Genomic DNA, 24,093 nt, shown 5'->3' with positions numbered 1-24,093 from the left:
CGCTCTGTTCAGGCAAGGCCTGCCACGACCTGGAACACATTTGCGACTGCGACTGCGCCGGGGTCTGCTACGCCGTCAAGATTGCTTTCGCCGACGTAGGAGGCACGCCCGGCCCGCGCCTTCCTCATGGATTTCGTCGATTCCGCACCTGCACCGGCCGCAGCGGCGGCAGCCGTCGGGCCGGCGGAGGCCAGCGAGTTCAGGGCAGGGGCGAGCGCATCGACCATGGTGCGGTCGCCGACCTTGGCCCCGCCGTAGAACGTCATCCGATCGAGGCCGGCGAGCAGGGCCTTTCGCACATCTTGCCCCTCGCTCATGGCCTTGCCCGTCGAGGTGAAGAAGATCGACAGCAGGACGCCGCTCGATCCACCCATGCTCGTGCTCAGGATGTCGCCGATGGCCGCCATCGTGGCGGCGGGGTCGGCAAGCGGCAACGTGTCAATTCGCGAGAGGATGCTGCGTGCGCCGGTTGCGACCGTCGAGCCGGTATCGCCGTCGCCCACTCGTGCGTCGAGGCGGTTCAACTCCTCTTCGAGTGAAACGAGGCGCTCGCAGACGGCGCGCAGCAGCGCATCCACCTGGCGATCATGGCTCGCGCGCGCTGTCTCTCTCGAAGCCGCCGGCGCGGCGGGTGCGGCGACAATCTCAGGCTTGTGACGCGTGACGGGCGGCACCCATGCATGGACTGCAACCACCGAGGAGAGAGCCGCCTCCCGCACTGGGTCGAGGCGGATCAGCGATAGCGAAAAGCCGTTCATGTTGAGCGCCGTCATCATCGGCGCCGGGCCGACGATGAGTTTCACTCGTTTCGAGAGCGACGAGGCAAGCACGGCATTGGCGATCACTCCCATCTCGAGCGGCGGCACGGCGCCGAGATTGTTGATGAGGAGAGCGTGATCGGCCGATGCCGTCAGGGCAGGGGCCAATCTTTCGGCCATCTTGTCGATGATGGCGCCCACCTCCTGGATGGCGATCCGCTCCGCGCCGGGCTCGCCGTGGATTCCGAGGCCAAGCTCGCCTTCATTGCTGCCGAGCCGGTCCTCGAAAGCCTGGCCTGGAATGGAGACGGAAGAAAGCGAGACGCCGAGCGAGACGATCTCCCTGGCCGCGGCAGCCGCATGGAAAGCGACTGTCTTGAGATCTTCGCCGGCTTCGGCGAAATGCCCGGCGATCTTGTGCACGAAGAGCGTACCGGCAACGCCGCGCGGCTGGGTGATCTCGGGCAGGGCGATGTCGTCAGCGACGATAACCATCTCGACGGCGAAGCCCTCGGCCCTTGCCTTCTCGGCGGCGAGGCCGAAGTTCAGGCGGTCCCCCGTATAGTTCTTGACGATGAGCAGGCAGCCCTTGGGCCCGGCCACCGCGCGGATCGCCGTCAGGACGGCATCGACGCTCGGCGAGGCGAAGATTTCGCCCGATACGGCCGCAGTCAGCATGCCCTTGCCGACGAAGCCCGCGTGGGAAGGCTCGTGGCCGGCGCCGCCGCCCGAGATTACCGCAACCTTCGACTTGTCCCAGTCCGCCCGCAGGATCACCTTGATGTCGGGATAGGTGTCCAGCCGGGCAAGCGATCCCGCCGGGCTTGTCTGTAACAAGCCGTCCAGCGCTTCGGTGACGATGTTTTCCCTGCGGTTGAAGAAGTGTTTCATCGATCGATTCCAGTTGGTTGCATTGTCCGCTGGCCGATTTGCTGCCGAAACCTCAGCCCATCCGCCGGCCATCGGCGTTGAAATAGAGTGGATCCTTCAAGGTAAGACTGATGCGATCGCCGGGCTTGACGGTCAGGTACGGGTCGGCAAGCGTGACGAGCTTGTGGTCGCGGACGCGGATATGCAGATGGTTCTGGTCTCCGAGGTGTTCGATCCAGTCTATTTCGGCATTGGTCTCGCCGCCAAGAGCGATTTCGAGATGTTCGGTACGGGCGCCGATCGTCTGCGCGCCGGCAGGCATGTTCCCGCCGGGCAGCAGGCCCTCCGGAATGAGGTTGATATGCGGCTGGCCGAGGCGGGCGGCGACGTGGAGGTTGGCGGGATTTGCGTAGATTTCCTTTGGCGTTCCGATTTGTACCAGCCGGCCTTCGGCGAGAATTCCGATACGGTCCGCCATGGTCATCGCCTCGATCTGGTCATGGGTGACGTAGAGCAAGGTCGAGCCAAGTTCCTTCTGGATGCGCTTCAGTTCGAGCCGGAGTTCGGCGCGCAGCTTTGCGTCTAGCGAAGAGAGCGGCTCGTCCATCAGATAGATCGCCGGTCGGCGCACCAGCGCACGCCCGATCGCCACGCGCTGCATCTCCCCGCCCGAGAGGCGCGTCGACCGGTTCTCCAGCTTGTGGTCGATGCGGACCATCTTGGCGACCTCGCGGACGCGTCGGTCGATCTCCTCGGCGCTGAGCTTGCGCACTGGCGCCTTCAGGGGAAAGGCGAGGTTTTCGTAGACCGTCATGTGCGGGTAGAGCGAATATTGCTGGAAGACGAAGGCAACGTCTCGTTCGGCCGGGGCCTCGCCGGCGACATTGCGGCCACCAATCGTGACATGCCCGCTGTCGGGCCGCTCGAGCCCCGCGATCAGCCGCAGCGTCGTCGTCTTTCCTGCGCCCGTCGGGCCGAGAAGCACGATGAATTCTCCGTCGCGGATGGCAAGGTCGAGATCGCGGATCGCCTGCGTCTCGCCGAACGCCTTGTTTAGCCGATGGAGGACGATATCAGCCATGGAGGGCCTCCGAGTAGAGCGAGGAGGGAACGGCCCGGCCCGACTTGCAATCGAACAGTGCGAGCTTCGCCTGATTGAATTCAAGGCCCACCGTCTCGCCGATGCGGAAGTTCCTGTTGGCCGGCAGCCGCGCCTTGATGAGGCCGTTGGCCGTCTCGACCGCTACGATCTGGTTGGTGCCGAGATACTCGCTGCCATAGACCGAGCCACGCAGCGCCGAAGCATCGCTGAAGCGGATATGTTCGGGGCGCACGCCCAGCGCCAGTTCGCCGACGGCCATGTCCTCGCGCACTTCCGGTACGCCGACCTCGACATCTCCGAGCGAGACGGAATGCGCGCCTTTCTGAAGGCCGGAGGTGAAGCGCAGGAAGTTCATTGGCGGCGAGCCGATGAAATCGGCGACATACATGGTTGCCGGGCGGCTGTAGATTTCCTGCGGCGTGCCGAACTGCTCGATGATGCCGTGGTTCATCACCGCGATCTTGTCGGCCATCGCCATGGCCTCGTGCTGGTCGTGGGTGACGTAGACCGTGGTAGCGTGGATACGGTTGTGCAGTTCGCGCAGCTCATGCACCATGACCTCGCGGAATTCCGCGTCCAGCGTGCCGAGCGGCTCGTCCATCAGGAAGCATTTCGGTCGCCGGACGATGGCACGGCCGAGCGCGACGCGCTGGCGATCGCCGCCTGCAAGCCCGGACACCGACCGGTCGAGAATATGGTTGATCTGCAGCAGTCTCGCCGTCTCCTCGACGCGCTCGCGGATTTCGGCCTTCGGCACCCCTTGGGAAAGCAGCGGGAAGCCGATGTTCTTGCGGACGTTCATGTGGGGGTAGAGCGCGAACAGCTGGAACACGAAGGCGATGTCGCGAGCGCTCGCACGGTTGAAGGTGACATCCTCGCCGTCGAGGTAGATCTTGCCGCTCGTCGGCAGCTCGAGGCCGGCGATCATCCGCAGCGTCGTCGTCTTGCCGCAGCCGGAGGGACCGAGCAGGGCAAGGAACTCGCCGTCATGCGTGACGAATGTCGAATTCTCGACCGCGGCGAAATCGCCGAATTGCTTGCGCAGGTTTTCGATCCTGATCTCGGCCACGGCTCACTCCGGAAATTTCGAGACGATGATGTACATGGCCGTTCCCGCCAGCAGCGTCGCCAGCGAATAGGTGTAGAGCACCAGCAGGAAGGGCTGGAACAGCATCAGGAAGCCGGCCGCGATGATGGCCGTGGCAATGTTTTCCATCGGTCCGCGCCGCAGGAAGAAGGGTCGCTTTGGCCGCGCCGGAGGTGTGTCGAGAAGGTTCGTCATTTGCGCACCGCTCCGAAGGTGATGCCGCGCAGCAGCTGCTTGCGCAACAGGATGGTGAAGACGAGGATCGGGATCAGGAAGATCGTCGTTCCTGCGGCGACCGCCGGCCAGTCCTGTCCGCCTTCGCCGATGATCGTCGGGATGAAGGAGGGTGCGGTCTGCGCCTCGCCGGAGGTGAGGAGCACCGCGAAGGCATATTCGTTCCAGGCGAAGATCAGGCAGAAGATCGCAGTCGCGGCGATGCCCGTCGTCGCTTGCGGCAGGACCACCCGCCAGAAGGCCTGTAGGCGGGTATAGCCGTCGATCATCGCCGCCTCCTCGTATTCGCGCGGGATCTCGTCGATGAAGCCCTTGAGCAGCCAGACCGCGAGCGACACGTTCACGGCCGTGTAGAGCAGGATCATGCCCATCGCCGTGTCGGAGAGGCCGAGCTGCCGGTACATCAGGTAGATCGGGATCGCTACGGCAATCGGCGGCATCATGCGCGTGGACAGGATGAAGAAGAGCAGGTCGTCCGCAAGCGGCACCCGGAAGCGCGAGAAGCCATAGGCGGCGAGCGTGCCGAGCAGAACCGCGAGGAAGGTCGAGCCGAAGGCGATCACCAGGGAATTCTGGAAACGCGGCCAGTAGTTCGACGGACCGGCGATGACCATGTTGCGCTTGCGGGTGATTGCGTCGCAAGTCGTCGTCGGTTCGCCCAGCGAGGCGATATAATCAGGTGTCTGGCGCGTGCGGGTGGTGAAGAGGTTGCAGTAGCCCTCAAGCGTCGGCGAGAAGACGAGCTTCGGCGGATAGCTGATCGAATCCGGCGGCGACTTGAAGCTCGTGAGAAAGATCCAGCCGAGCGGGATCATCGTGACCAGCGCGTAGAGAATGACGATCGCGCCGGCAATGCGCTTGCTGGTGAGGCTGGGCTCGACGACGGAATGGGCGGCGTTGGCGGAGCTCATCGTTGTTTCACCCTGTTGAGCGTCTTGACGTAGATGTTGGCGAGGCCGAACACCGCGACGAAGAGGACGATGGCGAAGGCCGACGAGCGCCCCGTCAGCCAGCTTTCGAAGGCCTGGCGCTTGAGCGTGATCGAGGCGACCTCGGTGGTCGAGCCGGGACCGCCGCCGGTAAGCAGCATCACCATGTCGAACATCTTGAAGTTCTCGATGCCGCGGAAGAGCACGGCCAGCATTATGAAAGGTAGCGCCATCGGAATGGTGATCGACCAGAACTGCCGCCAGCCCGAGGCGCGGTCGACTTCCGCGGCCTCGTAGATGTAGTCCGGGATCGACCTGAGACCCGCAAGGCAGATCAGCATCACATAGGGCGTCCACATCCAGGTATCGACGATGATGATCGCCCAGGGTGCCAGCGGCACGCTGCCCAGCATCTCGAATGAGGAGGGTGGTATGCCGGTGAAGAAGGAGACGATGTAGTTGAAGAGGCCGATCTGCGGCTGGTAGAGGAAGCGCCAGAAGTTTCCGACGACGGCCGGCGAGAGCATCATCGGGATGAGGATCACCGTCGTCCAGAAGGCATGGCCGCGGAACTTCCGGTCGATGAGATAGGCCAGAGTAAAGCCGATCAGCGTCTGCAGCAGGATCGTCCAGAAGACGAAATGCGCGGTCGTCTGCATCGCCTGCCATATGTCGACGTCGGTCAGGACACGCTCGTAATTCCGCGTGCCCACGCTCTCGACCACCGCGTTTGGCCGGTTGGCACGGTAATTCGTGAAGGAAAGGTAGATTGCCCAGATAAGCGGAAAGATGTTGATTGCCAGAAGGAGAACGATCGTCGGAGCGATGAAGAGCCATGCGATCGAGCGATCTGAAAGGCCCCTTATGCGCATGGCAACCGGCTCCGGCGTGGCGTGGGCGGCCGTCTTGAGCGCCCTTTCCACCAAAGAAGAATTCGTATCTGTCACTGGCATCACCCGCATACGAGAACGACTGGTTTTTCGGCTGAGCAGCCCGGCACTCTTCCATGCCGGGCCGTCATCACGGGAACTGGTTCCCGGGGCGGTTGCCCTTACAGTTTCCCGTCGTCTTCGAAGACGCCTGTCCAGTCCTTGACGAGGTTATCCAATGCCTCCTGGGCAGTGCCCTGGTCGGCGACCACGTAGTCGTGGAGCCGCTTCTGCATGGCCTGCAACAGGATGGCGTAGGATGGTTCCTGCCAGAAGTCCTGCACCTGGTTCATGGCCACGAGGAAGTCGGCCGCAAAGGGCTGGCTGTCCTTGAAGCTCGGATCATTCAGAACCGCATTGTGGACAGAATAGCCGCCGAGCGACCACCACTTCTTCTGGACCTCGGGATCGGCGAACCATTTGATGTAGGCAAGGGCGCCGTCCATGTTGTCGGTGTTGGCGACGACTGAAATCCCCTGTCCGCCAAGGGTGGAGGCAGCAGTCGTTTCCTTCGGATTGACGAAGAAGCCGATCTTATCGCCGCCGACGTTCTCATCCTTCACGAGGCCCGGGAAGAAGGCGAACCAGTTCATCGCCATCGCCGCCTGGCCGGATTTGAAGGCGTCGAGTGACTCCGTCATGTAGGCGTCGGTATAGCCGGGCGGGGTGCAGCACTTGTAGAGCTCTTTGTAGGCCTCGAGCCCCTTTACGGCGCCTGGCGAGTTCACGGCCCCGTCCATGTCGTATTTTCCGGGCGTCTTCTCGTACTTGAAGCCGTACGGGTACAGCGCCTGCGTCGCGCCCATGGTGATGCCTTCAGAGGCGCGCTCGGTGAAGATCGCGGCACCGTAGACCTTCTTGCCGTCGATCTCCTTGCCGTTGAAGAATTTCGCGGTCTCGAGCAGTTCGTCCCAGGTCGCGGGCACGGTCAGGTCACGGCCGTATTTCTCCTTGAACTCGGCCTGGAGTTCGGGCTTTGCAAACCAGTCCTTGCGATAGAACCAGGCATTGGCATCGCCCATGGCCGGCAGCGCCCAGTAGTTCGGCGTGCCCTTCGGCCAGGTCGAATAGGCATAGACCGCCGCGTCCGCGAAGTCGGTCATCTTGATTCCTTCCTTGTCGAAGAAATCATTGAGCTTGATGTAGTAGCCGTTCTCGGCGGAGCCGCCGATCCACTGGCTGTCGCCGATCAGCAGGTCGCAAAGCTTGCCGCCGGAATTGAGCTCGTTGAGAATGCGGTCGGCAAAATTCGGCCAGGGCACAAACTCGAACTTCATCTGCGTGCCGGTCTTGGCCGTGAAATCCTTCGACAGCTCGACGAGCGCGTTCGCCGGGTCCCAGGCGGCCCAGCAAAGGGTCAGTTCATCGGCTTTTGCGAGATTGGGTGCCGCCGTCGACAGCAGAAGCGCCGAGGCTATGCCAAGCAGGGTCTTCGTCTTCATTTGCATGCGTTCCTCCCCAGAACCGAAAGCCGGCCCGAAGGCCAGCCGTGCAAAATCTTCCACTCCCGGAAATGCTCCCCACGACCTCACTCCTGTCATGTTTAGCATTATGTTTAGTAAATCCGACAATGCTAAACAATGCAAGTGTCATTCGTTGTTGCGGCGCACAACGAAAAGCCCGCGTGCGCACGGCATTGCGGCATTCTCTGCAAGTCGGGGGATTGTTTAGGAAGAAGTCGGGAATGAGAGCTGGCGAGGCGATGAGGCGTCGGCCGGGTAGGGAGCAGCGGGCGACAAAGCCCGCCACTCCGTATCTTTTCGTCAGCGGGCGGCCCAGTTGGCGCCGCGGCGGAAGATCGTCTTCATCTGCGGAACGTCGAATTCCTTCGCCTGGTGGCCGAGCGCGGAATAGAAGACGCGGCCCTTGCCATGCTTGCGCTTCCAGACGACGGGCATGACGACGCCATCGATCCAGTAGGCATGGTCGCCGTTGAAGGTCGTCGTCGCCAGCACCTCGTTTGAGGGGTCGACATGCATGTAATACTGCTCGGAGGTATAGGGAAAATCCGTGATGCCTTCCATGACCGGGTCATCCGAGCGGGTGATGTTCACCTTGTAGTCGATGATGTTGCCGGGATGGGCAACCCATTGCCCGCCGATGATGAACTGATACTCGACGGATTCGCGGAAGGCGTCGCCCGCGCCGCCATGGTATCCGGCAATGCCGACCCCGTTCTGGACCGCTTCGGCGAGGTTCTTCACCTCTTCCTTCTCGATCTTCGACATGGTCATGATGGGCACGACGAGGCTGAGGTCATGGACCGAGGGGTCGGCGAAGGCCTCCGTGCTGTGCTCGACATAGACCTTGAAGCCGTCTTCCTCCAGCATGTCCTTGATGATGACGGCGCATTCCTGCGGCTCGTGGCCGCTCCATCCGCCCCAGACGATCAGTGCTTCGCGCATGAATACTCCTCCTTATTGCTTTATCTGGCCAATCGTCCGTCGACGATGGATTCCGAGAGCGGGGCAGGGCGCTCCGTCGCGGTGGTGATTGTCACCGTCCTGCCGGTATCCGAGGCCGTCTGGAACGCCTCCATCACCTCGAGGACGTGCAGCGCCAGGCTGCCGTTCGCCCGATGCGGCCGGTTGGAACGGATCGCGTGGGCGAGGTCGGCCACCCCGAGCGACCGGTAGTTGCCGTCGGCATAGGGCGCGGTCACCTCGCGCTCCTCGAACTGGCCGCCCTTCTTCAGATATTCCACCGGCCCGCCGAAACGGTTCGGGTCGGGCACAACAAGCGTGCCTTCTGTCCCGTAAACCTCGATCGGCACATGCTTGTGCCCGGCGACGTCGAAGCTCATGCCGATCTGAACGACGGCGCCATTCGCGAAGGCCATGACGCCGGCGACATGGGTCGGCACGTGGACGGGGATGCGTTCGCCGTTGCGCGGCTCGCTGGTGATGACGCGCTCCTTGCGGGGGGTGACGGCAAAGCCCGCGACCTGCGCGACCGGGCCCAGCAGGTTCACGAGGTCGGTGATGTAATAGGGGCCCATGTCGAGCATCGGACCACCGCCGACCTCGTAGTAGAAGGCCGGATTAGGATGCCAGCGCTCATGGCCGGGGCACATGAAGGTCGCGGTGCCGCCGACCGGCTGGCCGATGGCGCCCGTGTCGATGAGTGCTCGCGCCGTCTGGTGGCCGCCGCCAAGGAAGGTGTCAGGTGCTGCGCCGATCCTTAGCCCCTTCCCCTTTGCGGCCTCCGCGAGCTTCTTGCCCTCGGTGAAGTTGATGCCGAGCGGCTTTTCCGAATAGGCGTGCTTGCCGGCCTCGAGCGCCTGCAGGCCGACGGCCACGTGGGCCTTGGGGATCGTGAGGTTGACGATGATCTCGACCTTTGGATCGGCCAGAAGCTGCTCGACGGTCGCGAAGGGGACGTTGAACTCGGAGGCCTTCGCCCTGGCGAGATCACTGTTGAGGTCGGCAACGCCGCGGATATCGAGAACCGGGAAGGACGCCATCGCGGTGAGATAGGCGCCCGAGATGTTGCCGCAGCCGATTATGCCAATGCCAACTTTGTCCATTCATTCCTCCCAAATGGATTTTGTGCCGTTTGTTGCTAAAGCGCGGGGCCCGTCGTGCTCCACGGCGACTCGTAGAGCTCCCATAAGGCGACGGCAGCGGCACCCTGGGCCCAGATCTCGTCGGTCGACTGGTCGAAGACGAGCTCGGCGACGCCCTTGATCGATGGCGGGATGGCCGCTTCATAGGCATCGCGCAGGCTGTTGAGGAAGGGTTCCCCGAGCGCCAGGCTGGAGCCGACAATGATGACGCGCGGCGGCGCGAAGAGGGTCACGATATTGGCAAGGGCAAGGCCGACCGCCTCGCCAGCGCGTGTTGCTGCGCTCAGGAGCGTGTTGTCCTCGGCCTCGATGAGCGCCTGTGCGTGGGCCATGCCGCGGCCGAGCCTTATCGCCTCCGCGAAGCGTCCATCGGGCGGCTGGTTGGCCAGGATGGCGCTTTCGCCTGCGAGGCTCGACAGTCGCACCATGCCCTGCGGCGTAACGCCCAACACGAGATCGCCGAGATTGTGGCTGAGCCCGCCAGCACCGCGAAAGAGTTGATTGCCGTGCAGCACGCCGAGACCGATGGTCTGCTCCAGCGAAATCAGCACCATGTCCTGCAGGTCTCGCGCCTTGCCGAACCAGTGATGGGCGAGGGTGACGGCCTCGGCATCGCTTTCGACGATGGCGCGCACGCCGAGGCGATCAGACATTTCTCTAGCGAAATCAACATTCTGCTCGCGGAAGATCGGGCTGCTTCTTACGCGGCCGGTGCGGTGCTCGATGACGCCGGGAAGGCCGAGGCAGACCGAATCCACGTCCTCGAGCGACAGGCCGGCATCGACGACGCAGCGGCGCACACCATCCTCGATGAGATCGGCGATGACGGCAATCGGCTGGCGGTCGACGCGGATGGGCAGGGTGAGCTTCGAAAGCATGTCGCCGCGGAAATTCGTGACGACGAAGACCATGCGGCTTGCCGCGATCTTGGCACCGACGACCCGGGCAGCATCCGGATTGATCTCCAGCATGACGCGCGGGCGCCCTCTGGAGGCCTCGTTGCGCAGGTCGCCTTCATGGCGCGGCAGGATCAGGCCATCGTCAAGCAGGGAGGCCGTGATCGCCGAGACGGTCGTCGTCGAAAGCTCCGTCCGCTCGCTGATTTCCACCCTGGCAATGGGGCCATGCCGCCGGATGGTGTCCAGCACGTTGAAGCGATTGATCGCTCGCATCAGTTCAGGATCTGCGGTCTTCATGAGGTTCCAGCCGACGGTCGCCTATCGTATCCAGGGCTAGGATCGGAATATTTTTGACGGGATGCGAATTAAATAACAAGATGTTCGACGGCCATGTCAAGGAACTTGGCGAAAAATATATCGAATGAGGTTGACATTCGGCGGAAGCTTCGTTGAATTAATCCGCATAGGGGAAAAATTGGTGAGGAAATTGCCCCTGGGAGGAGATAGTCATGACTGATGTGCACAAGGGCTCGGCCCTTCGTGGCAAGCGCGCTGCCGTATTTGCCGCGGCGGCAGGACTTTCCATGTTGACGGGTGCAGGTGCCGCTTCGGCGACCACCGTGGTGAAGTGGATGCATCTGGAGCTCGACCCGAAGTTCGTGGCTGTCTGGGAGGACATCGCCAAGAAATACGAGGCCCAGCATCCGGACGTGGACGTCCAGCTTCAATTTCTCGAAAACGAAGCCTTCAAGGCCAAGCTTCCGACGCTTCTGCAGTCGAACGACGTGCCCGACTTCTTCTACAGCTGGGGTGGCGGCGTCCTGAAGCAGCAGTCGGAAACCGGCGCGCTGCAGGACGTCACAGAAGCGCTCGACGCCGATAGCGGCAAGCTGCGCAATGCCTACAACCCGGCTGCGGTGACCGGCCTTACCTTCGACGGCAAGGTCTGGGCCATGCCCTACAAGGTGAGCCTCGTCAGCTTCTTCTACAACAAGGACCTCTTCGCCAAGGCCGGCGTAAAGGCTGAAGACATCAAGACATGGCCGAATTTGCTCGATGCGGTCGGCAAGCTCAAGGCAGCAGGGATCGTGCCAATCGCCGGCGGCGGCGGTGAGAAGTGGCCGATCCACTTCTACTGGAGCTATCTCGTGATGCGCGAGGGCGGCCAGAAGGTGTTCGATGCGGCCAAGAACGGCAAGGGAGAGGGCTTCCTCGACCCCACCATCATCAAGGCCGGTGACGACCTTATCGAACTCGGCAAGCTGGAGCCGTTCCAGCCCGGTTATCTCGCCACGACCTGGCCACAGGCGCTCGGCGTCTTCGGCGACGGCAAGGCTGCCATGATCCTCGGTTTCGAGAATACGGAAGCCAACCAGCGCAAGAACGCCGGCGACGGCAAGGGGCTCGATCCGGCGAATATCGGCCGCTTCGCGTTCCCGGTCGTCGAGGGCGGCGCGGGCAAGGCGACCGATACGCTCGGCGGCCTCAACGGTTGGGCCGTGACCAAGAACGCCTCCAAGGAAGCGATCGATTTCCTCGCCTTCCTAACCAATGCGGACAACGAGCGCGAGATGGCAAAGGCCGGAATGATCCTTCCGGTCGCGGTCGGCGCCTCCGACGGCGTGACGAACCCGCTGCTTGCCGAATCCGCCAAGCAGCTTGCAGCCTCGACCTGGCACCAGAACTATTTCGACCAGGATCTCGGGGCAGCCGTCGGTCGCGTCGTCAATGACGTCGCCGTGGAGATCGTCTCGGGGCAGATGACCTCGCAGGATGGCGCCCAGCAGATCCAGGATGCCTTCGAGCTGGAGCAATAGTCGCATCGCATCCGCGGCCCCGGCGCAACGGCTCGACCTCGCCGGGGCTTACCGCCCTGAATCCAAAGGTCAGGACTAGATGACGAATATCTCCGTACCCACTTCGCTCGGCACGACGCGCCCAAGCGCACGATCCGCCCGGAAGCGGAGCTCGATCGCGCACGATCGCGGTGCCGTGCTGCTGCTCTTCCTTCCGCCCGCGCTCGTCCTCTTCACGCTCTTCGTCATTCTGCCGATGGGCGAGGCAGCCTGGTACAGCCTTTACAAGTGGAACGGCTACGGCACGCCGACCGAATTCATCGGCTTTCGCAACTTCGAGGTCCTGTTCCGCAACGGTGCCTTCACGCAGGCGCTGGTCAATAACGGCCTCATCATCCTGATCTCGATCGGCATACAGGTCCCGCTGGCGATCTGGCTCTCGACGATGCTTGCACACCGCATTCCCGGCGTCGTCGCCTTCCGGCTGATCTTCTTCCTGCCCTATGTGCTCGCCGACGTTGCGGCCGGCCTCATCTGGCGCTTCGTCTATGACGGCGACTACGGCCTCTTCGCGGCGATCTCGAACTTCTTCGGCTTCGCCAATCCTTACGTGCTGGCGGACAAGGACGTCGCGATCTACGCCGTTCTCGGCGTCATTGTGTGGAAGTATTTCGGCTTCCACATGATGCTCTTCATCGCGGGCCTCCAGGCCGTCGACAAGAGCGTGCTCGAGGCCGCCGAGATCGACGGCGCCACCGGCTGGCAGAAGTTTCGCTACGTGACGCTTCCCTTGCTCGGCTCCACGCTCAGGCTTTCCATCTTCTTCGCGGTCATCGGCTCGCTGCAGCTCTTCGACATGATCATGCCGCTCACCGGGGGAGGGCCGTCGAACTCGACCCAGACGATGGTGACCTTCCTCTACACCTACGGCGTGATGCGCATGCAGGTCGGTCTCGGCAGCGCCGTCGGCGTGGTGCTGTTCGTCATCTGCGTGACGCTCGCCTTCGGCTACAAAAGGATATTCATGCGCAATGACTGACACGACCTCCTCCATCCGCATGAACGTGCAGACACGGGTCTATCTCTACGTGTCGCTCGGGCTCATCGCCGCGATCGTCCTCGTGCCGCTCATCACCACCGCGCTCGGCGGGTTCAAGACGCTCGGCGATCTCAGGACCAATCCGTTCGGCCTGCCTTCCGTATGGCAGTGGTCGAACTACACCGACATCCTGTTCGGCGAGCGCTATTGGCTGCAGATCGCCAATTCGCTGATCATCGCGGTGCTGACGGTGTTCCTGACGCTCATCGTCTCCTCGATGGCGGCCTTCACCTTTGCGCATGTGAGGTTTTTCGGCTCGTCCTTCCTGCTGAACTACTTCCTGCTGGGGCTGATGTTCCCGGCGGCAACGGCGATCCTGCCGCTCTTTATCCGTATCCGCGATCTCGGCCTGCTCGACACCTATTGGGGCGTCGTGCTGCCTCAGGTCGCCTTCGGCCTCGGCATGAGCATCCTTCTCTTCCGCAACTATTTCCGCAACCTGCCGGAGGAGTTGTTCCAGGCCGCCTTCGTCGACGGCTGCGGCTACATGCGCTTCTTCTGGCACATATCCCTGCCGCTTTCGCGGCCGATCGTGGCGACCGTCAGCATCATCTCCTTCGTCGGTAGTTGGAACAGTTACATCCTGCCGCTGATCATGCTGAACTCGGAATCGAAGTATCCCTGGCCGCTCGGCATCATGGTCTATCGCGGCGAATTCGGAACCGAGTGGCAGCTGGTGCTCGCGTTCATCACGCTCACCATCCTGCCCACCGTCATCGTTTTCTTCCTGGCGCAGAAACACATCATCGCGGGCCTGACGGCCGGTGCGGTGAAGTCCTGACGCCGCAATATCGGAGTTGCAATCATGGCATCCGTCGAACTCAGAAACATCCGCAAGTCCTACGGGGCGCATGGCGTCATCCACGGGGTGTCCCTTTCCGTTCCGGACGGCGAGTTCATCGCGTTGGTCGGTCCTTCCGGCTGCGGGAAATCGACCTTGCTGCGGATGATCGCCGGCCTGGAAGAGATTACCGAGGGCGAAATCGCGATCGGCGGGATCGTCGTCAACGGCATGACGCCGCGCGAGCGCAACATCGCGATGGTGTTCCAGTCCTATGCGCTCTATCCGCACATGACCGTCGCGGAGAACATGGGCTTCAACCTGAAGCTCGCCGGCGAGACCAAACCGGCGATCGCCGCGCGTGTGGCGGAAGCGGCCCGCATGCTCGACCTGACGGCACTTCTCGATCGCAAGCCGTCGCAGCTTTCCGGCGGCCAGCGCCAGCGCGTCGCCATGGGGCGGGCCGTCGTGCGGAACCCAGCCGTTTTCCTCTTCGACGAGCCGCTTTCCAATCTCGACGCAAAGCTGCGCGTGCAGATGCGCTCCGAGATCAAGACGCTGCACCAGAAGGTGGGAACGACGTCGATCTATGTCACGCACGACCAGATCGAGGCGATGACGCTCGCCGACCGCATCGTCGTCCTGAACCAGGGCAAGGTCGAACAGGAGGGCACGCCGATCGAGCTCTACAAGAAGCCAGCCAATCTCTTCGTCGCCGCTTTCATCGGATCGCCCGCCATGAACCTGCTCGAGGGCATCATCGACGGAGAACAGGGCCAGCCGGCCGCACGCCTCAGCGACGGCACGGCGATCCGCATCGCGCCTGATCGCAAGGTGCGGCCGGGGCAGGCGATCACCGTCGGTCTCAGGCCGGAGCACTTCAATCCGGCGGGCAACGGCGGCACCGCGCTTGCAGGGCAGACCCTGCTGGTGGAGCCGACGGGTGCGCAGACGCATGTCGTCTTTGACCTTGCCGGACAGCCGGTGACGGCCGTCGTCGACGGCGAATTTCCGGCGCGATACGGCGCCCGCTTCGAGGCGAGCGTCAGCATCGACCAGGTCCATGTCTTCGACCGTGGCACAGGTCTCGCTCTCTAAAGAGCGACATCGCTCAGGGCAGGACGTCCGCAAGCACCTCGGGCTTCTTGATCTCGGGCGGCGTCTCGAACAGTTCGGCGGCGCGCGCCATCAGGGCGGCCGCGACCTTGCCGTTCAGGTGCGCCTGACGCCCGCCGTCGGTGTCGAAGGCGTCGAAGATCGCGAAGGTGCGGCTGTCGAAGCGGACTGCGAACCAGGCCACCGTTTCCGCCTCCTGCTTTACGAGGCTGCGGGCGCCCGCGAGAAATTCCGCGACTTCGGCTTCCTTGCCGGGCTTGGCCTTCAGTTCCACATAGAGCGCAAGCTTGGTCATGACAGTTTCTCCTCTTGTGGAGAAACCAGATAGGGCCGTGCTGAAGGCGTTAAAGACTGCGACGCCGCCGCAGACCGTCGCCTGACATCAAAGCTCAGTGAACGTGCCGTATTTGCCGTTCGCGTAGGTGAGCGGCTCGCCGCCGCCCGTCACGACAGACACGACACGGCCGAGGATGATGCCATGGCTGTATCGCTCGATGAGCTCCTCGACCTCGCAATCGATGACCGCAAGCGCATCCTTGAGGGCAGGCGCGCCGCTCGCAAGCGTGGTCCACGAAGCGCCCTGGTAGCGATGCGGTCCCTTGAGCCCATCCGCGCCGGAGAAACGGCGGGCCACGAGATGCTGCTCGGCGGAGAGTATGTTGACGCAGAAGTGCCGGTAGCGGCTGATGATCGGCCAGGACGAGGAATTGCGGTTGATGTTGACGATCATCGTCGGCGGGTCCATCGAGAGCGCAGTCGCCGACGTTACGGTCGCGCCCGTACGCTCGTCGCCTTCGCCGGCGGTGATCACCGAAATGCCTCCGGCCATGTTCCGCATAGCAGCCTTCACCTCGGCGGCACTGGCGGCGAAAGCGGCATCATCAGTCACTTTTTCAAAGCCGGTGACGGCTCTGGCAATCGACATTGGCGGCTCCGTGATGTCTCATGGGCGGCACGGCCCGGAGTTCGTTCGGCGTGTCGCGCAAAAGTGGGGGGCTGCATCGCTATTGTCAATAAAAATTGTAGACTATAATGATGCGCGGGCGGATTTGCCGAAGATTGATCAGGAAATTGCTGATATTTCATCAGCATCAGGAATGCAGGCATGAGTGACAGAGACGGCAGACCCGTTATTGCGATCATCGGCGGCGGGGTCTCCGGGGCCGGTGTTGCCTTCAATCTGGCACGGGCGGCCGATCCTTGCATCGGGCAGATCATCGTCTTCGAGCCTAGAGAAAAGCTAGGGGCGGGCCTCGCCTACGACACGGCCGATCTTGCGCATCGCATAAACGTGCCGGCCGCGCGCATGAGCCTGGTTCCTGCCGAACCCGAACAGTTCGAACGGTGGATTGCCGATCATCACGCGATCGACGACGATCCGAAAGCGCGCAGGCCGGATGGCCAGCTTTTCCCGCGCCGGCGTGTCTTCGGCGAATACGTCGATTCCAAGCTGCAGCCGCTCGTGAGAAGCGGGCGTATTCGCCATGTCAGATCAATAGTGACGGATGTCAGCCGGCATGGCGGGCGCTGGCGCCTCGCCTCGGACAGCGGCGCGGTTCTGGAGGCCGATATCGTGGTGATCGCGACGAGCCATCCGCCGCCCACCGCGCCGGAACCGCTTGCCTCCGTGCTTAGGGATCATCCGCGCTTCGTGGCCGACCCGACGACGCTGAAGGCGCTGGACAGGGTTCGCGCGGACGACAGCGTTCTCGTCGTCGGCAACGGGCTGACTTCGGCCGATGTGATCGCCTCGCTCACGGCGCGCGGACATAAGGGGAGGATAACGGCGATTTCCCGCCGTGGCCTGCGTTCGCGGGGCCATGCTCCGTTTCCGCAGGAGCCTTATAGCGACTTTCTCGATCCGCCCGCGAAAAGCGCGGTGAAGCTTCTGGGAAGGGTGAGGCGCGCCATCCGTGAGGCGGAGGCAGCGGGATTGACGTGGCACCCGGTCATCGACCAGGTGCGGGGACAAGGCCAGGATATCTGGGCCGGCTTGCCGCTCGCGGAGCGGCGCCGCATCGTCCGGCATCTGCGGCCCTATTGGGACGTACACCGTTTTCGCGTCGCGCCACAGGTCGAGGAGGTCCTAGACGAGGCGCTCGCCGAGGGCCGCCTGGAGCTGCTGGCCGCCTCCGTGGTGGATACCTCCATTGAAGGAGAGCGGATCAGGTGCATTCTGCGGACACGGGGCAGGGGCGGGCTATTGGAACGGCTCTATGACGCGGTGGTCATCACCACCGGGCCGGGCCATCGTGGCATATTGGTCAGCCAGAAATGGATCGCGAGGCTTGCCGACGAGGGCTATCTGGCGCTCGATGCGGCCGGCCTCGGCTTTTCCTGCGATCGCGAGTCACGCGCGCTCGGCGCCGCGGGGCAGGTTTCGCCATCGCTCTTTATCTCCGGGCCGCTGGCGAGGGGCACGTTCGGCGAGCTGATGGGGCTGCCCCAGGTAACCGAACATGCGGTCTTCGTGGCCGAACAGGTTCTTGCCCATGTTCGCGGGGCCACGACCAAGGCTTGACGGAATGGTTCTAGCAATTGAATGACGCGATCGAGCGGGTGGGGCTGCTCGCCAGATTGAAGCAGTCGAAGGATATTTGATGACCAAGATGCAGATCTATGCGTTCGACATGAATTGCGTCGGCCATATCAACCACGGCATGTGGACGCACCCGCGCGACGCTTCGCTCCGCTATACCGACCTCGACTATTGGACCGATCTTGCGCGCACCGCCGAACGCGGCATGCTCGACGGCATATTCCTGGCTGACATCGTCGGGGTTTACGACGTCTACAAGGGCAGTCCGGCAACGACGATCGAGACCGCAGCGCAGATACCGGTCAACGACCCCGTCATCCCGATCTCGGCCATGGCCTATGTGACGAAGCACCTCGGCTTCGGCGTGACGGTGAACACGACCTACGAACCGCCCTTCCTGCTCGCACGGCGGATGTCGACGCTCGACCATCTGACGAGAGGGCGGATCGGCTGGAACATTGTCACCGGCTATCTTGACAGCGCGGCGCGCTCCATGGGCTTTGAACGCTTGCCTGAGCACGATGCGCGCTACGATGCCGCCGAGGAATACATGGAGATCCTCTACAAGCTCTGGGAGGGCAGCTGGGACGACGACGCTGTCCTGAAAGACAAAGAGCGTGGGATATTCGCCGATCCTTCGAAGGTGCGCGCGGTGCGCCACGGAGGGCGGCACTACCGCATGGAGGGCATCCATCTCAGCGAGCCTTCCCCGCAGCGCACGCCTCTGCTTTTCCAGGCCGGAGCCTCGGCGCGCGGGCAGGACTTTGCCGCACGGCATGCCGAATGCGTCTTCATTGCAAGTGCTGCGCCTCAGGCGGCGCAGCCGATCGTCGGGGGTCTGCGTGCAAGGGCGGCGGAATTCGGCCGCGGTGCGGATGCCCTTCGAATCCTGAACCTCATGACGGTTGTCGTCGGCCGCACGGAGAAGGAAGCCCGCGACAAGCTGGAGGAGTATCGCCGCCATGCCAGCGTCGAGGCATCGCTTGCGCACTACTCCAGCTCGATAGGCATCGATCTCTCCAGGTATGGGCTCGATGAACCGATCCTGCAGACCTCCACCAACGCCAACCAGTCTGCGCTCGCGGCGATCACCAAGCAGGCGGCAAAGCCGGTCACCCCACGCGAGATCATCGACCAGATGGTGCTCGGAAGCCGGATGAAACCGGTTGTCGGCTCGCCCGAGCAGGTTGCCGACCATATGCAGGAGTGGGTGGAAAAGGGAGGCGTCGACGGCTTCAACCTGGCCCGGACGGTAGCACCCGAGAGCCTTCGGGACTTCGTCGATCTCGTCATTCCGGTGCTGCAGGAGCGGGGGCTGTTCAAAACGGAATATGAGGAGGGGCCGCTGCGCCGGAAACTCTTCGGCGGGAGGGATGGCCGGTTGCCCGCGACGCATCCGGCGGCTGCCTTCCGCGCGTGATTGCGCACGGGGCGGGAAATGCCTATGTGAATGAAAATGTCCTTCGGACAACAGGATTGCGAGGTTCGAGATGGTGGAGTTGAAGGTGAAGTTGCGCCCCGTGGGAGCGACGGCGGTCTTGGGGCGCACGGGCTTTCCGCATGTGACGTCCGCGACAGGGGGCGAGATCGACATCGTTACCGGCGCCTCTCAGCCGGGCTTCAATCCGCTCGACCTGCTTTACTGCTCACTGTCGGCATGTCTGGTGCTGAGCGCGCGCATGGCGGCAAGCCAGATGGGCGTGCTCGACAGGCTGACCGAGGTGACGGCCCAGGTGACCGGCGAAAAGGCGGCCGAGGGGCTCTCCCGCGTGGTCAAGTTCAACATCGCCTTCACGGTCAAGGGCGATCTCGACGAAGAAACCCGCGAGGCGATCGTCAGGGCGGCCGAGGACGAAATCTGCACGGTCAGCAACACGATCCGCGGCAATCCCGAATTCGTTACGACGATATCGGGCTGAGGCGGAAGCGGCCGATCACGCCGACCGCTTCCGTGGCATTTGCGGCGCGTCCTGCATGACGGCTTCTTTTCTGCTGAAGACCGCGCCGATGCCGATGATGACAGGGTCGTGGTAGCCAATCTCGGCGATGCCTTCCTGCAGCCGGGCAAGCGTGCCGAACCAGCGCCGCTCGTTCTCCCGGCTGACATTGGCGCAGATAGCGACCGGAGTGGTTTCCGGCATGCCCTCCGCGATCAGCCGACGGGCGATCGCCGGTGCCGTCCGGCCGCCCATGTAGAAGATTGTCGTCGTCCGCCTGTCTGCGAGTGCCGGCCAGTCGATATCCGCGGGCAGGGTGCCGTGCCGCGAATGGCCGGTGACGAAGCGGACGGACTGGGAATGGTCCCGATGGGTGAGGGAGACGCCGAGGCGCGCTGCCATGGCGCTTGCGGTCGTGATGCCGGGCACGACATCGACGGGTATGCCTTCCTGCTCCAGCCTGGCGATTTCTTCCCCTGCACGGCCGAAGATCATCGGGTCGCCGGATTTCAGCCGGACGACGCGTTTTCCCGCTCGCGCGAAGGTGACCATCATATCGTTGATGTCTTCCTGCCGGCAGCTTTCGCGCCCGCCACGCTTGCCGACGAGCATGCGCTTTGCCTCACGACGGGCGAGCTCCAGCACTTCATCCGATACAAGATCGTCGAAGAGGATCACATCTGCCGCCTGAAGCGCGCGGACCGCCTTCAGTGTCAGGAATTCCGCATCGCCGGGGCCGGCGCCGACCAGGGTGACGCGGCCATGTCCAGAAGAGTTGGCGGGCGCTTCCAGGAGCCTTTCGGCTTCATCCAGAAGCGACCCGCCGGCGCCCTCCTCCGGCGTATGGGAAGCGGCAAAGGCATGATCGACGAAACGCTCCCAGAAGGCGCGCCGCAGCGGGCCGGGGGCAAGACGTGCGTTGATCTTCTCCCGCAGAGACTGGGCAAGCTCCGCCCAGGCCTTCAGCGATTGCGGCAACAGGGTCTCGATGCGCCTGCGGATCGCCTGGGCAAGGATCGGGGCGGCGCCGTCCGTCGAGATCGAGACAACCACGGGCGAGCGATTGACGATCGAACCGAACTGGAACTGGCAGAAGGCGGGCTTGTCGATGACGTTGACCGGTACGCCTGCCGCCCGCGCCGCATCGAAGAAGGCTTTTGCCTCCTCCTCTTCCTCGCAATCCGCGATGGCCAGTGTGGCGCCGCAAAGGAGGGCAGGGCTCCAGTTCTCAGGATGATGAGTGAACCTGCCTTGCGGATGCTCGGCGCCCCGCATGATGCGCTTTTCGAAGGTATCGGAGAGCTCTTCCGCATAGACGTGCACCTCGGCGCCGCAGGCGGCCAGGAGCTCGGCTTTCCAGGCGGAGGCATCCGAGCCGCCGACGACAACCACGCGCTTGCCTTCGAGCGCCCAGAAGACGGGAAGCTTGGCGAGCGGCGCCATGCGGGCGGGCGCTTCATTCCGCGGCTGCAGCAAGACATCCATCGATGATCCCCCTGATCTCGGCACGGCAGGAGCCGCAATTGGTGCCGGCACTGGTTTCCCTGCCGACGGCTTCGACGCTGCGGCAGCCATTGCGCACGGCGGCAAGGATCTGGTTTGAACCGACGCCGTAGCAGGAGCAGACGGTGGCGCCCGGATCCGGCTTGTCGGCACCTGGCCTGCCGGCAACGATCGCGAAGCGCTTGCGCAGGTCGGAATGTTCGGCGGTGAGTTGGCCGATTGCCCAGTTGCGGGCAACGGCCACCGGCTCGCGTGCGAGAAAAAGTACTGCGAGCAATTTTTCGCCGTCGAAGAAGGCAAGCCGCAGGTCGCCGGACTGGTGATCGGCATAGCCTAAGGGCTCGATCGTCGGCGGGATTGAGAAGGTTTCGCGGCACCAGTCCGTCCAATCTTCGACTGGTTCCTTGAAGGCCAGCTCGACCCGCCAGCCGCCTTCGGCGCGGGCAAGAGCCCAATAAGTAGAATCTGTTGCGACGGGTTTTTGAGACGAGACGGCAAAGCCATAAAGCGAAACTTCAAGTCTGCGGGCGGCGACCGCGACATTCTTGGAAGCGGGCTGGCCCGAGAATGGATCGGTAACGGGCGCGACGAGTGCGTCGATGCGGGCCTGCGCCGCGAACTGGTCGTTCCAGTGCATCGGCACGAAGATGTTGCCCGGCATCTGCCGCTCGGTGACAAGCGCCCGCACGACAGCGGTGCCATGCGGACTTTCGAGTTCCACGAGGCTTGCGCCTCGAATGCCAAGCTCCATGGCGTCGCGCGGGTGGATTTCGGCAAAGGGTTCGGCGATATGGCCGGAGAGGCGGGCGCTCTTTCCGGTCCGGGTCATGGTGTGCCAGTGGTCGCGGATACGGCCGGTGTTCAGCGTGAATGGGTAGGCGGAGCTGGTGCGATCCGTGGCGGCGGCCTGGACGGGGATGAAGCGCGCCCTGCGATCAGCGTGATAGAAACGGCCTTCAGCAAAGAAGCGGGTCAGGCGAGGCCCGGTGCCTGCCGGCTGCGGCCATTGGAAAGGTTTCATCGCGTCGTAGGCGTCGCCGTCGACCTCAGCGTGTGCGCCGATGTCAAAATCGCGGCTGCCGCTGTTCTCGAAGGCCGAAAGCGCGGCGTGTTCGGCGAAGATGTCTGCCGCGTTGCGGTAGTCGAAGCCGGTAAAGCCCATTCGCCGTGCGACCTGGGCAAGCTGCCACCAATCGGCCCTCGCTTCGCCGGGTGGGCCAAGAAACGGGCGCTGGCGGGAGATGCGCCGCTCGGAATTGGTGACCGTGCCGTCCTTCTCGCCCCAGCCGAGCGAGGGGAGGAGAACATGGGCGTGGCGGGCCGTGTCGGTTTCCTTGAGAACATCGGAGACGACGACGAAGGGACAGGCGGCAATCGCCGCCTCGACAGCATTCGCATCGGGCATAGAGACGACGGGATTGGTGGCCATGATCCAGAGCGCCTTGATGCGCCCGTCGGCAACGGCGCGGAACATGTCCACCGCCTTCAGCCCCGGCTTCGGCGTGATCCCGGGTGAGGCCCAGAAGCGCTGCACGCGGTTGCGATCTTCAGGATTTTCGATCGCCATATGGGCGGCGAGCATGTTGGCAAGCCCGCCGACCTCACGGCCGCCCATGGCGTTCGGCTGGCCGGTCAGCGAGAAAGGCCCCATGCCGGGGCGGCCGAGGCGCCCGGTTGCCAGGTGGCAGTTGATGATGGCGTTGACCTTGTCGGTACCGGAGGAGGACTGGTTGACGCCCTGGCTGTAGCAGGTCACGACCTTTTCCGTGGTCTCGAACAGGCGGTAGAACTCCCGCAGTTGCGCGACCGGAACGCCTGTCTGCTCGAGGAGGTCGCCGGCACTGAGCGAGGACGCTGCAAGGAAGGCCTCGGCGAAGCCGTTCGTGTGCCGGGCAACGAAGTTCTGTTCGATAGCGTTACTGGTTGCGAGATGGGCCAGAAGACCCATGAACAGGGCGACGTCTCCATCCGGACGGATCGCCAGATGCAGGTCGGCGATATCGCATGTCATCGTCCGGCGCGGATCGATGACGACGATCTTCATATCCGGCCTTGCTGCCTTTGCGGCCGCAAGACGCTGGTAGATCACCGGATGGCACCAGGCGAGGTTCGACCCGGTGAGGATGACGAGATCGGCAAGCTCGATATCCTCGTAGGTACCGGGCACCGTGTCGGAGCCGAAGGCGCGGCGATGGCCGGCGACGGAGGATGACATGCAGAGCCGCGAATTGGTGTCGATATTGGCCGAGCCGATGAAGCCCTTCATCAGCTTGTTGGCGACATAGTAGTCCTCGGTCAGGAGCTGTCCTGAAACATAGAAGGCGACCGAATCCGGACCGTGCTCTGCGATTGTCTCCGAAAATTTCCGCGCCACGAGATCGAGCGCTTCGTCCCAGCCGGCGCGCCGGCCGCCGATTTCCGGGTGGATCAGCCGGCCGTCCAGATCGATGGTTTCGGCGAGCGCAGAACCCTTTGAACAGAGCCGGCCGAAATTGGCCGGATGCTCCGGGTCTCCCCTGACGCTGACAGCTCCATCGTCAGCTACCTTGGCGATGATGCCGCAGCCGACGCCGCAATAGGGGCAGGTTGTCTTGACCTCGCTCCCCATCTATTCCGCTGCCGCCAACATCAGGCTTTCCAACGCGATGAACAACGCGCCGTCCTCGTTCTTCAGCGGGATGGTGCGCACCTCGCCCTCATCGGCGCCGAGCGCCTTTCCGGTTTCGAGCGAGATCACCCAGTTGTGCAGCGGGCAGGTGACGGCCTTGGCGTGGACGATACCCTGGCTGAGCGGGCCGCCCTTGTGCGGGCAGTGATCCTCGATGGCGAAGACTTCGTTTTCGGCCGTGCGGAAGACGGCGATCTTGCCCTGGGGCGTCTTCACGCAGCGTGCGCCGCGCAGCGGGATATCAGAGATGTTGCCGATCGGATGCCAGTTCATATCCATCT

23 protein-coding genes are annotated in these 24,093 nt (G+C 63.3%); 8 read left to right on the top strand and 15 right to left on the bottom strand.

Going from position 1 to position 24,093, the window contains the following annotated elements:
* Positions 1–8: 8 nt before the first annotated feature.
* The 10 genes from EV286_RS28120 to EV286_RS28075 all read right to left on the bottom strand — a co-directional run bounded on the left by EV286_RS28120 (position 9) and on the right by EV286_RS28075 (position 10,670).
* The gene (locus EV286_RS28120; RefSeq protein ID WP_132960553.1) at positions 9–1,649 is read right to left on the bottom strand and encodes a dihydroxyacetone kinase subunit DhaK; all 1,641 of its coding nucleotides are present in this window, start codon (positions 1,647–1,649) and stop codon (positions 9–11) included.
* Positions 1,650–1,701: 52 nt separating this feature from the next.
* Positions 1,702–2,709 (bottom strand): ABC transporter ATP-binding protein, encoded by a 1,008-nt coding sequence (locus EV286_RS28115; RefSeq protein WP_132960552.1) that lies wholly within the window; start codon positions 2,707–2,709, stop codon positions 1,702–1,704.
* Complete coding sequence (locus tag EV286_RS28110; protein WP_132960551.1) at positions 2,702–3,799, bottom strand: ABC transporter ATP-binding protein; 1,098 nt, start codon at positions 3,797–3,799, stop codon at positions 2,702–2,704. Before EV286_RS28110 ends, EV286_RS28115 begins: the two co-directional genes overlap by 8 nt.
* Before the next feature lie 3 nt (positions 3,800–3,802).
* Entirely contained in the window at positions 3,803–4,012 is a 210-nt protein-coding gene (locus tag EV286_RS28105) for a hypothetical protein (RefSeq protein ID WP_132960550.1), read from the bottom strand.
* Positions 4,009–4,962 carry a carbohydrate ABC transporter permease gene (locus EV286_RS28100; protein ID WP_132960549.1) on the bottom strand — a complete coding sequence of 318 codons (954 nt, stop codon included), beginning with the start codon at positions 4,960–4,962 and terminating at the stop codon, positions 4,009–4,011. The genes EV286_RS28105 and EV286_RS28100 overlap by 4 nt, the downstream gene beginning before the upstream one ends.
* Positions 4,959–5,927 (bottom strand): sugar ABC transporter permease, encoded by a 969-nt coding sequence (locus EV286_RS28095; protein ID WP_165932967.1) that lies wholly within the window; start codon positions 5,925–5,927, stop codon positions 4,959–4,961. The genes EV286_RS28100 and EV286_RS28095 overlap by 4 nt, the downstream gene beginning before the upstream one ends.
* Positions 5,928–6,031: 104 nt before the next feature.
* Complete coding sequence (locus EV286_RS28090; protein WP_132960547.1) at positions 6,032–7,357, bottom strand: extracellular solute-binding protein; 1,326 nt, start codon at positions 7,355–7,357, stop codon at positions 6,032–6,034.
* A 315-nt stretch (positions 7,358–7,672) separates the two neighbouring features.
* Positions 7,673–8,314, bottom strand: a complete 642-nt coding sequence (locus EV286_RS28085) for a ThuA domain-containing protein (protein ID WP_132960546.1) — start codon at positions 8,312–8,314, stop codon at positions 7,673–7,675.
* Between the two features lie 20 nt (positions 8,315–8,334).
* On the bottom strand, positions 8,335–9,435 hold the full coding sequence (locus EV286_RS28080; protein ID WP_132960545.1) for a Gfo/Idh/MocA family oxidoreductase: 1,101 nt from the start codon (positions 9,433–9,435) through the stop codon (positions 8,335–8,337).
* Between the two features lie 35 nt (positions 9,436–9,470).
* Positions 9,471–10,670: an ROK family transcriptional regulator gene (locus tag EV286_RS28075; protein WP_132960544.1), complete on the bottom strand. Its 1,200-nt coding sequence runs from the start codon at positions 10,668–10,670 to the stop codon at positions 9,471–9,473.
* Between the two features lie 212 nt (positions 10,671–10,882).
* Here EV286_RS28075 and EV286_RS28070 point away from each other — a divergent pair, with 212 nt between their 5' ends.
* From EV286_RS28070 to ugpC, 4 genes are all read left to right on the top strand, one after another.
* Entirely contained in the window at positions 10,883–12,190 is a 1,308-nt protein-coding gene (locus tag EV286_RS28070; protein ID WP_132960543.1) for an ABC transporter substrate-binding protein, read from the top strand.
* Between the two features lie 79 nt (positions 12,191–12,269).
* Entirely contained in the window at positions 12,270–13,208 is a 939-nt protein-coding gene (locus tag EV286_RS28065; RefSeq protein ID WP_132960542.1) for a sugar ABC transporter permease, read from the top strand.
* On the top strand, positions 13,201–14,049 hold the full coding sequence (locus EV286_RS28060) for a carbohydrate ABC transporter permease (protein ID WP_132960541.1): 849 nt from the start codon (positions 13,201–13,203) through the stop codon (positions 14,047–14,049). The genes EV286_RS28065 and EV286_RS28060 overlap by 8 nt, the downstream gene beginning before the upstream one ends.
* 24 nt (positions 14,050–14,073) lie before the next feature.
* Positions 14,074–15,147: a sn-glycerol-3-phosphate ABC transporter ATP-binding protein UgpC gene (gene ugpC, locus EV286_RS28055; RefSeq protein WP_132960540.1), complete on the top strand. Its 1,074-nt coding sequence runs from the start codon at positions 14,074–14,076 to the stop codon at positions 15,145–15,147.
* Positions 15,148–15,160: 13 nt separating this feature from the next.
* Here ugpC and EV286_RS28050 read toward each other — a convergent pair whose 3' ends face one another.
* A complete protein-coding gene (locus tag EV286_RS28050; protein WP_132960539.1) occupies positions 15,161–15,460 on the bottom strand; it encodes an antibiotic biosynthesis monooxygenase in 300 nt (99 codons plus the stop codon).
* A gap of 87 nt (positions 15,461–15,547) precedes the next feature.
* A complete protein-coding gene (locus EV286_RS28045; RefSeq protein ID WP_348633588.1) occupies positions 15,548–16,003 on the bottom strand; it encodes a flavin reductase family protein in 456 nt (151 codons plus the stop codon).
* On the opposite strand from EV286_RS28045, the gene EV286_RS32155 reads away from it, so the two are divergent.
* The 4 genes from EV286_RS32155 to EV286_RS28030 all read left to right on the top strand — a co-directional run bounded on the left by EV286_RS32155 (position 15,993) and on the right by EV286_RS28030 (position 19,623).
* Positions 15,993–16,274 (top strand): hypothetical protein, encoded by a 282-nt coding sequence (locus EV286_RS32155; protein ID WP_165932964.1) that lies wholly within the window; start codon positions 15,993–15,995, stop codon positions 16,272–16,274. The genes EV286_RS28045 and EV286_RS32155 overlap by 11 nt on opposite strands.
* Complete coding sequence (locus tag EV286_RS28040) at positions 16,271–17,686, top strand: FAD/NAD(P)-binding protein (RefSeq protein WP_132960537.1); 1,416 nt, start codon at positions 16,271–16,273, stop codon at positions 17,684–17,686. The genes EV286_RS32155 and EV286_RS28040 overlap by 4 nt, the downstream gene beginning before the upstream one ends.
* A 79-nt stretch (positions 17,687–17,765) precedes the next feature.
* Complete coding sequence (locus tag EV286_RS28035; protein WP_132960536.1) at positions 17,766–19,124, top strand: LLM class flavin-dependent oxidoreductase; 1,359 nt, start codon at positions 17,766–17,768, stop codon at positions 19,122–19,124.
* A 70-nt stretch (positions 19,125–19,194) separates the two neighbouring features.
* Complete coding sequence (locus EV286_RS28030) at positions 19,195–19,623, top strand: OsmC family protein (RefSeq protein ID WP_132960535.1); 429 nt, start codon at positions 19,195–19,197, stop codon at positions 19,621–19,623.
* 15 nt (positions 19,624–19,638) lie between these two features.
* Here EV286_RS28030 and cysG read toward each other — a convergent pair whose 3' ends face one another.
* The 3 genes from cysG to nirD are packed head-to-tail and all read right to left on the bottom strand — an operon-like array spanning position 19,639 to position 24,091.
* Positions 19,639–21,126: a siroheme synthase CysG gene (gene cysG, locus EV286_RS28025; RefSeq protein WP_132960534.1), complete on the bottom strand. Its 1,488-nt coding sequence runs from the start codon at positions 21,124–21,126 to the stop codon at positions 19,639–19,641.
* Positions 21,098–23,752 (bottom strand): nitrate reductase, encoded by a 2,655-nt coding sequence (locus EV286_RS28020; protein ID WP_132960533.1) that lies wholly within the window; start codon positions 23,750–23,752, stop codon positions 21,098–21,100. The genes cysG and EV286_RS28020 overlap by 29 nt, the downstream gene beginning before the upstream one ends.
* The gene (gene nirD / locus EV286_RS28015) at positions 23,753–24,091 is read right to left on the bottom strand and encodes a nitrite reductase small subunit NirD (protein ID WP_132960532.1); all 339 of its coding nucleotides are present in this window, start codon (positions 24,089–24,091) and stop codon (positions 23,753–23,755) included.
* Positions 24,092–24,093: the final 2 nt, after the last annotated feature.

Source organism: Rhizobium sp. BK251 (assembly GCF_004345245.1).
GTDB lineage: Bacteria > Pseudomonadota > Alphaproteobacteria > Rhizobiales > Rhizobiaceae > Rhizobium.
Note: the sequence above shows the minus strand (reverse complement) of the source record. Positions and strands in the feature narration are given on the sequence as shown.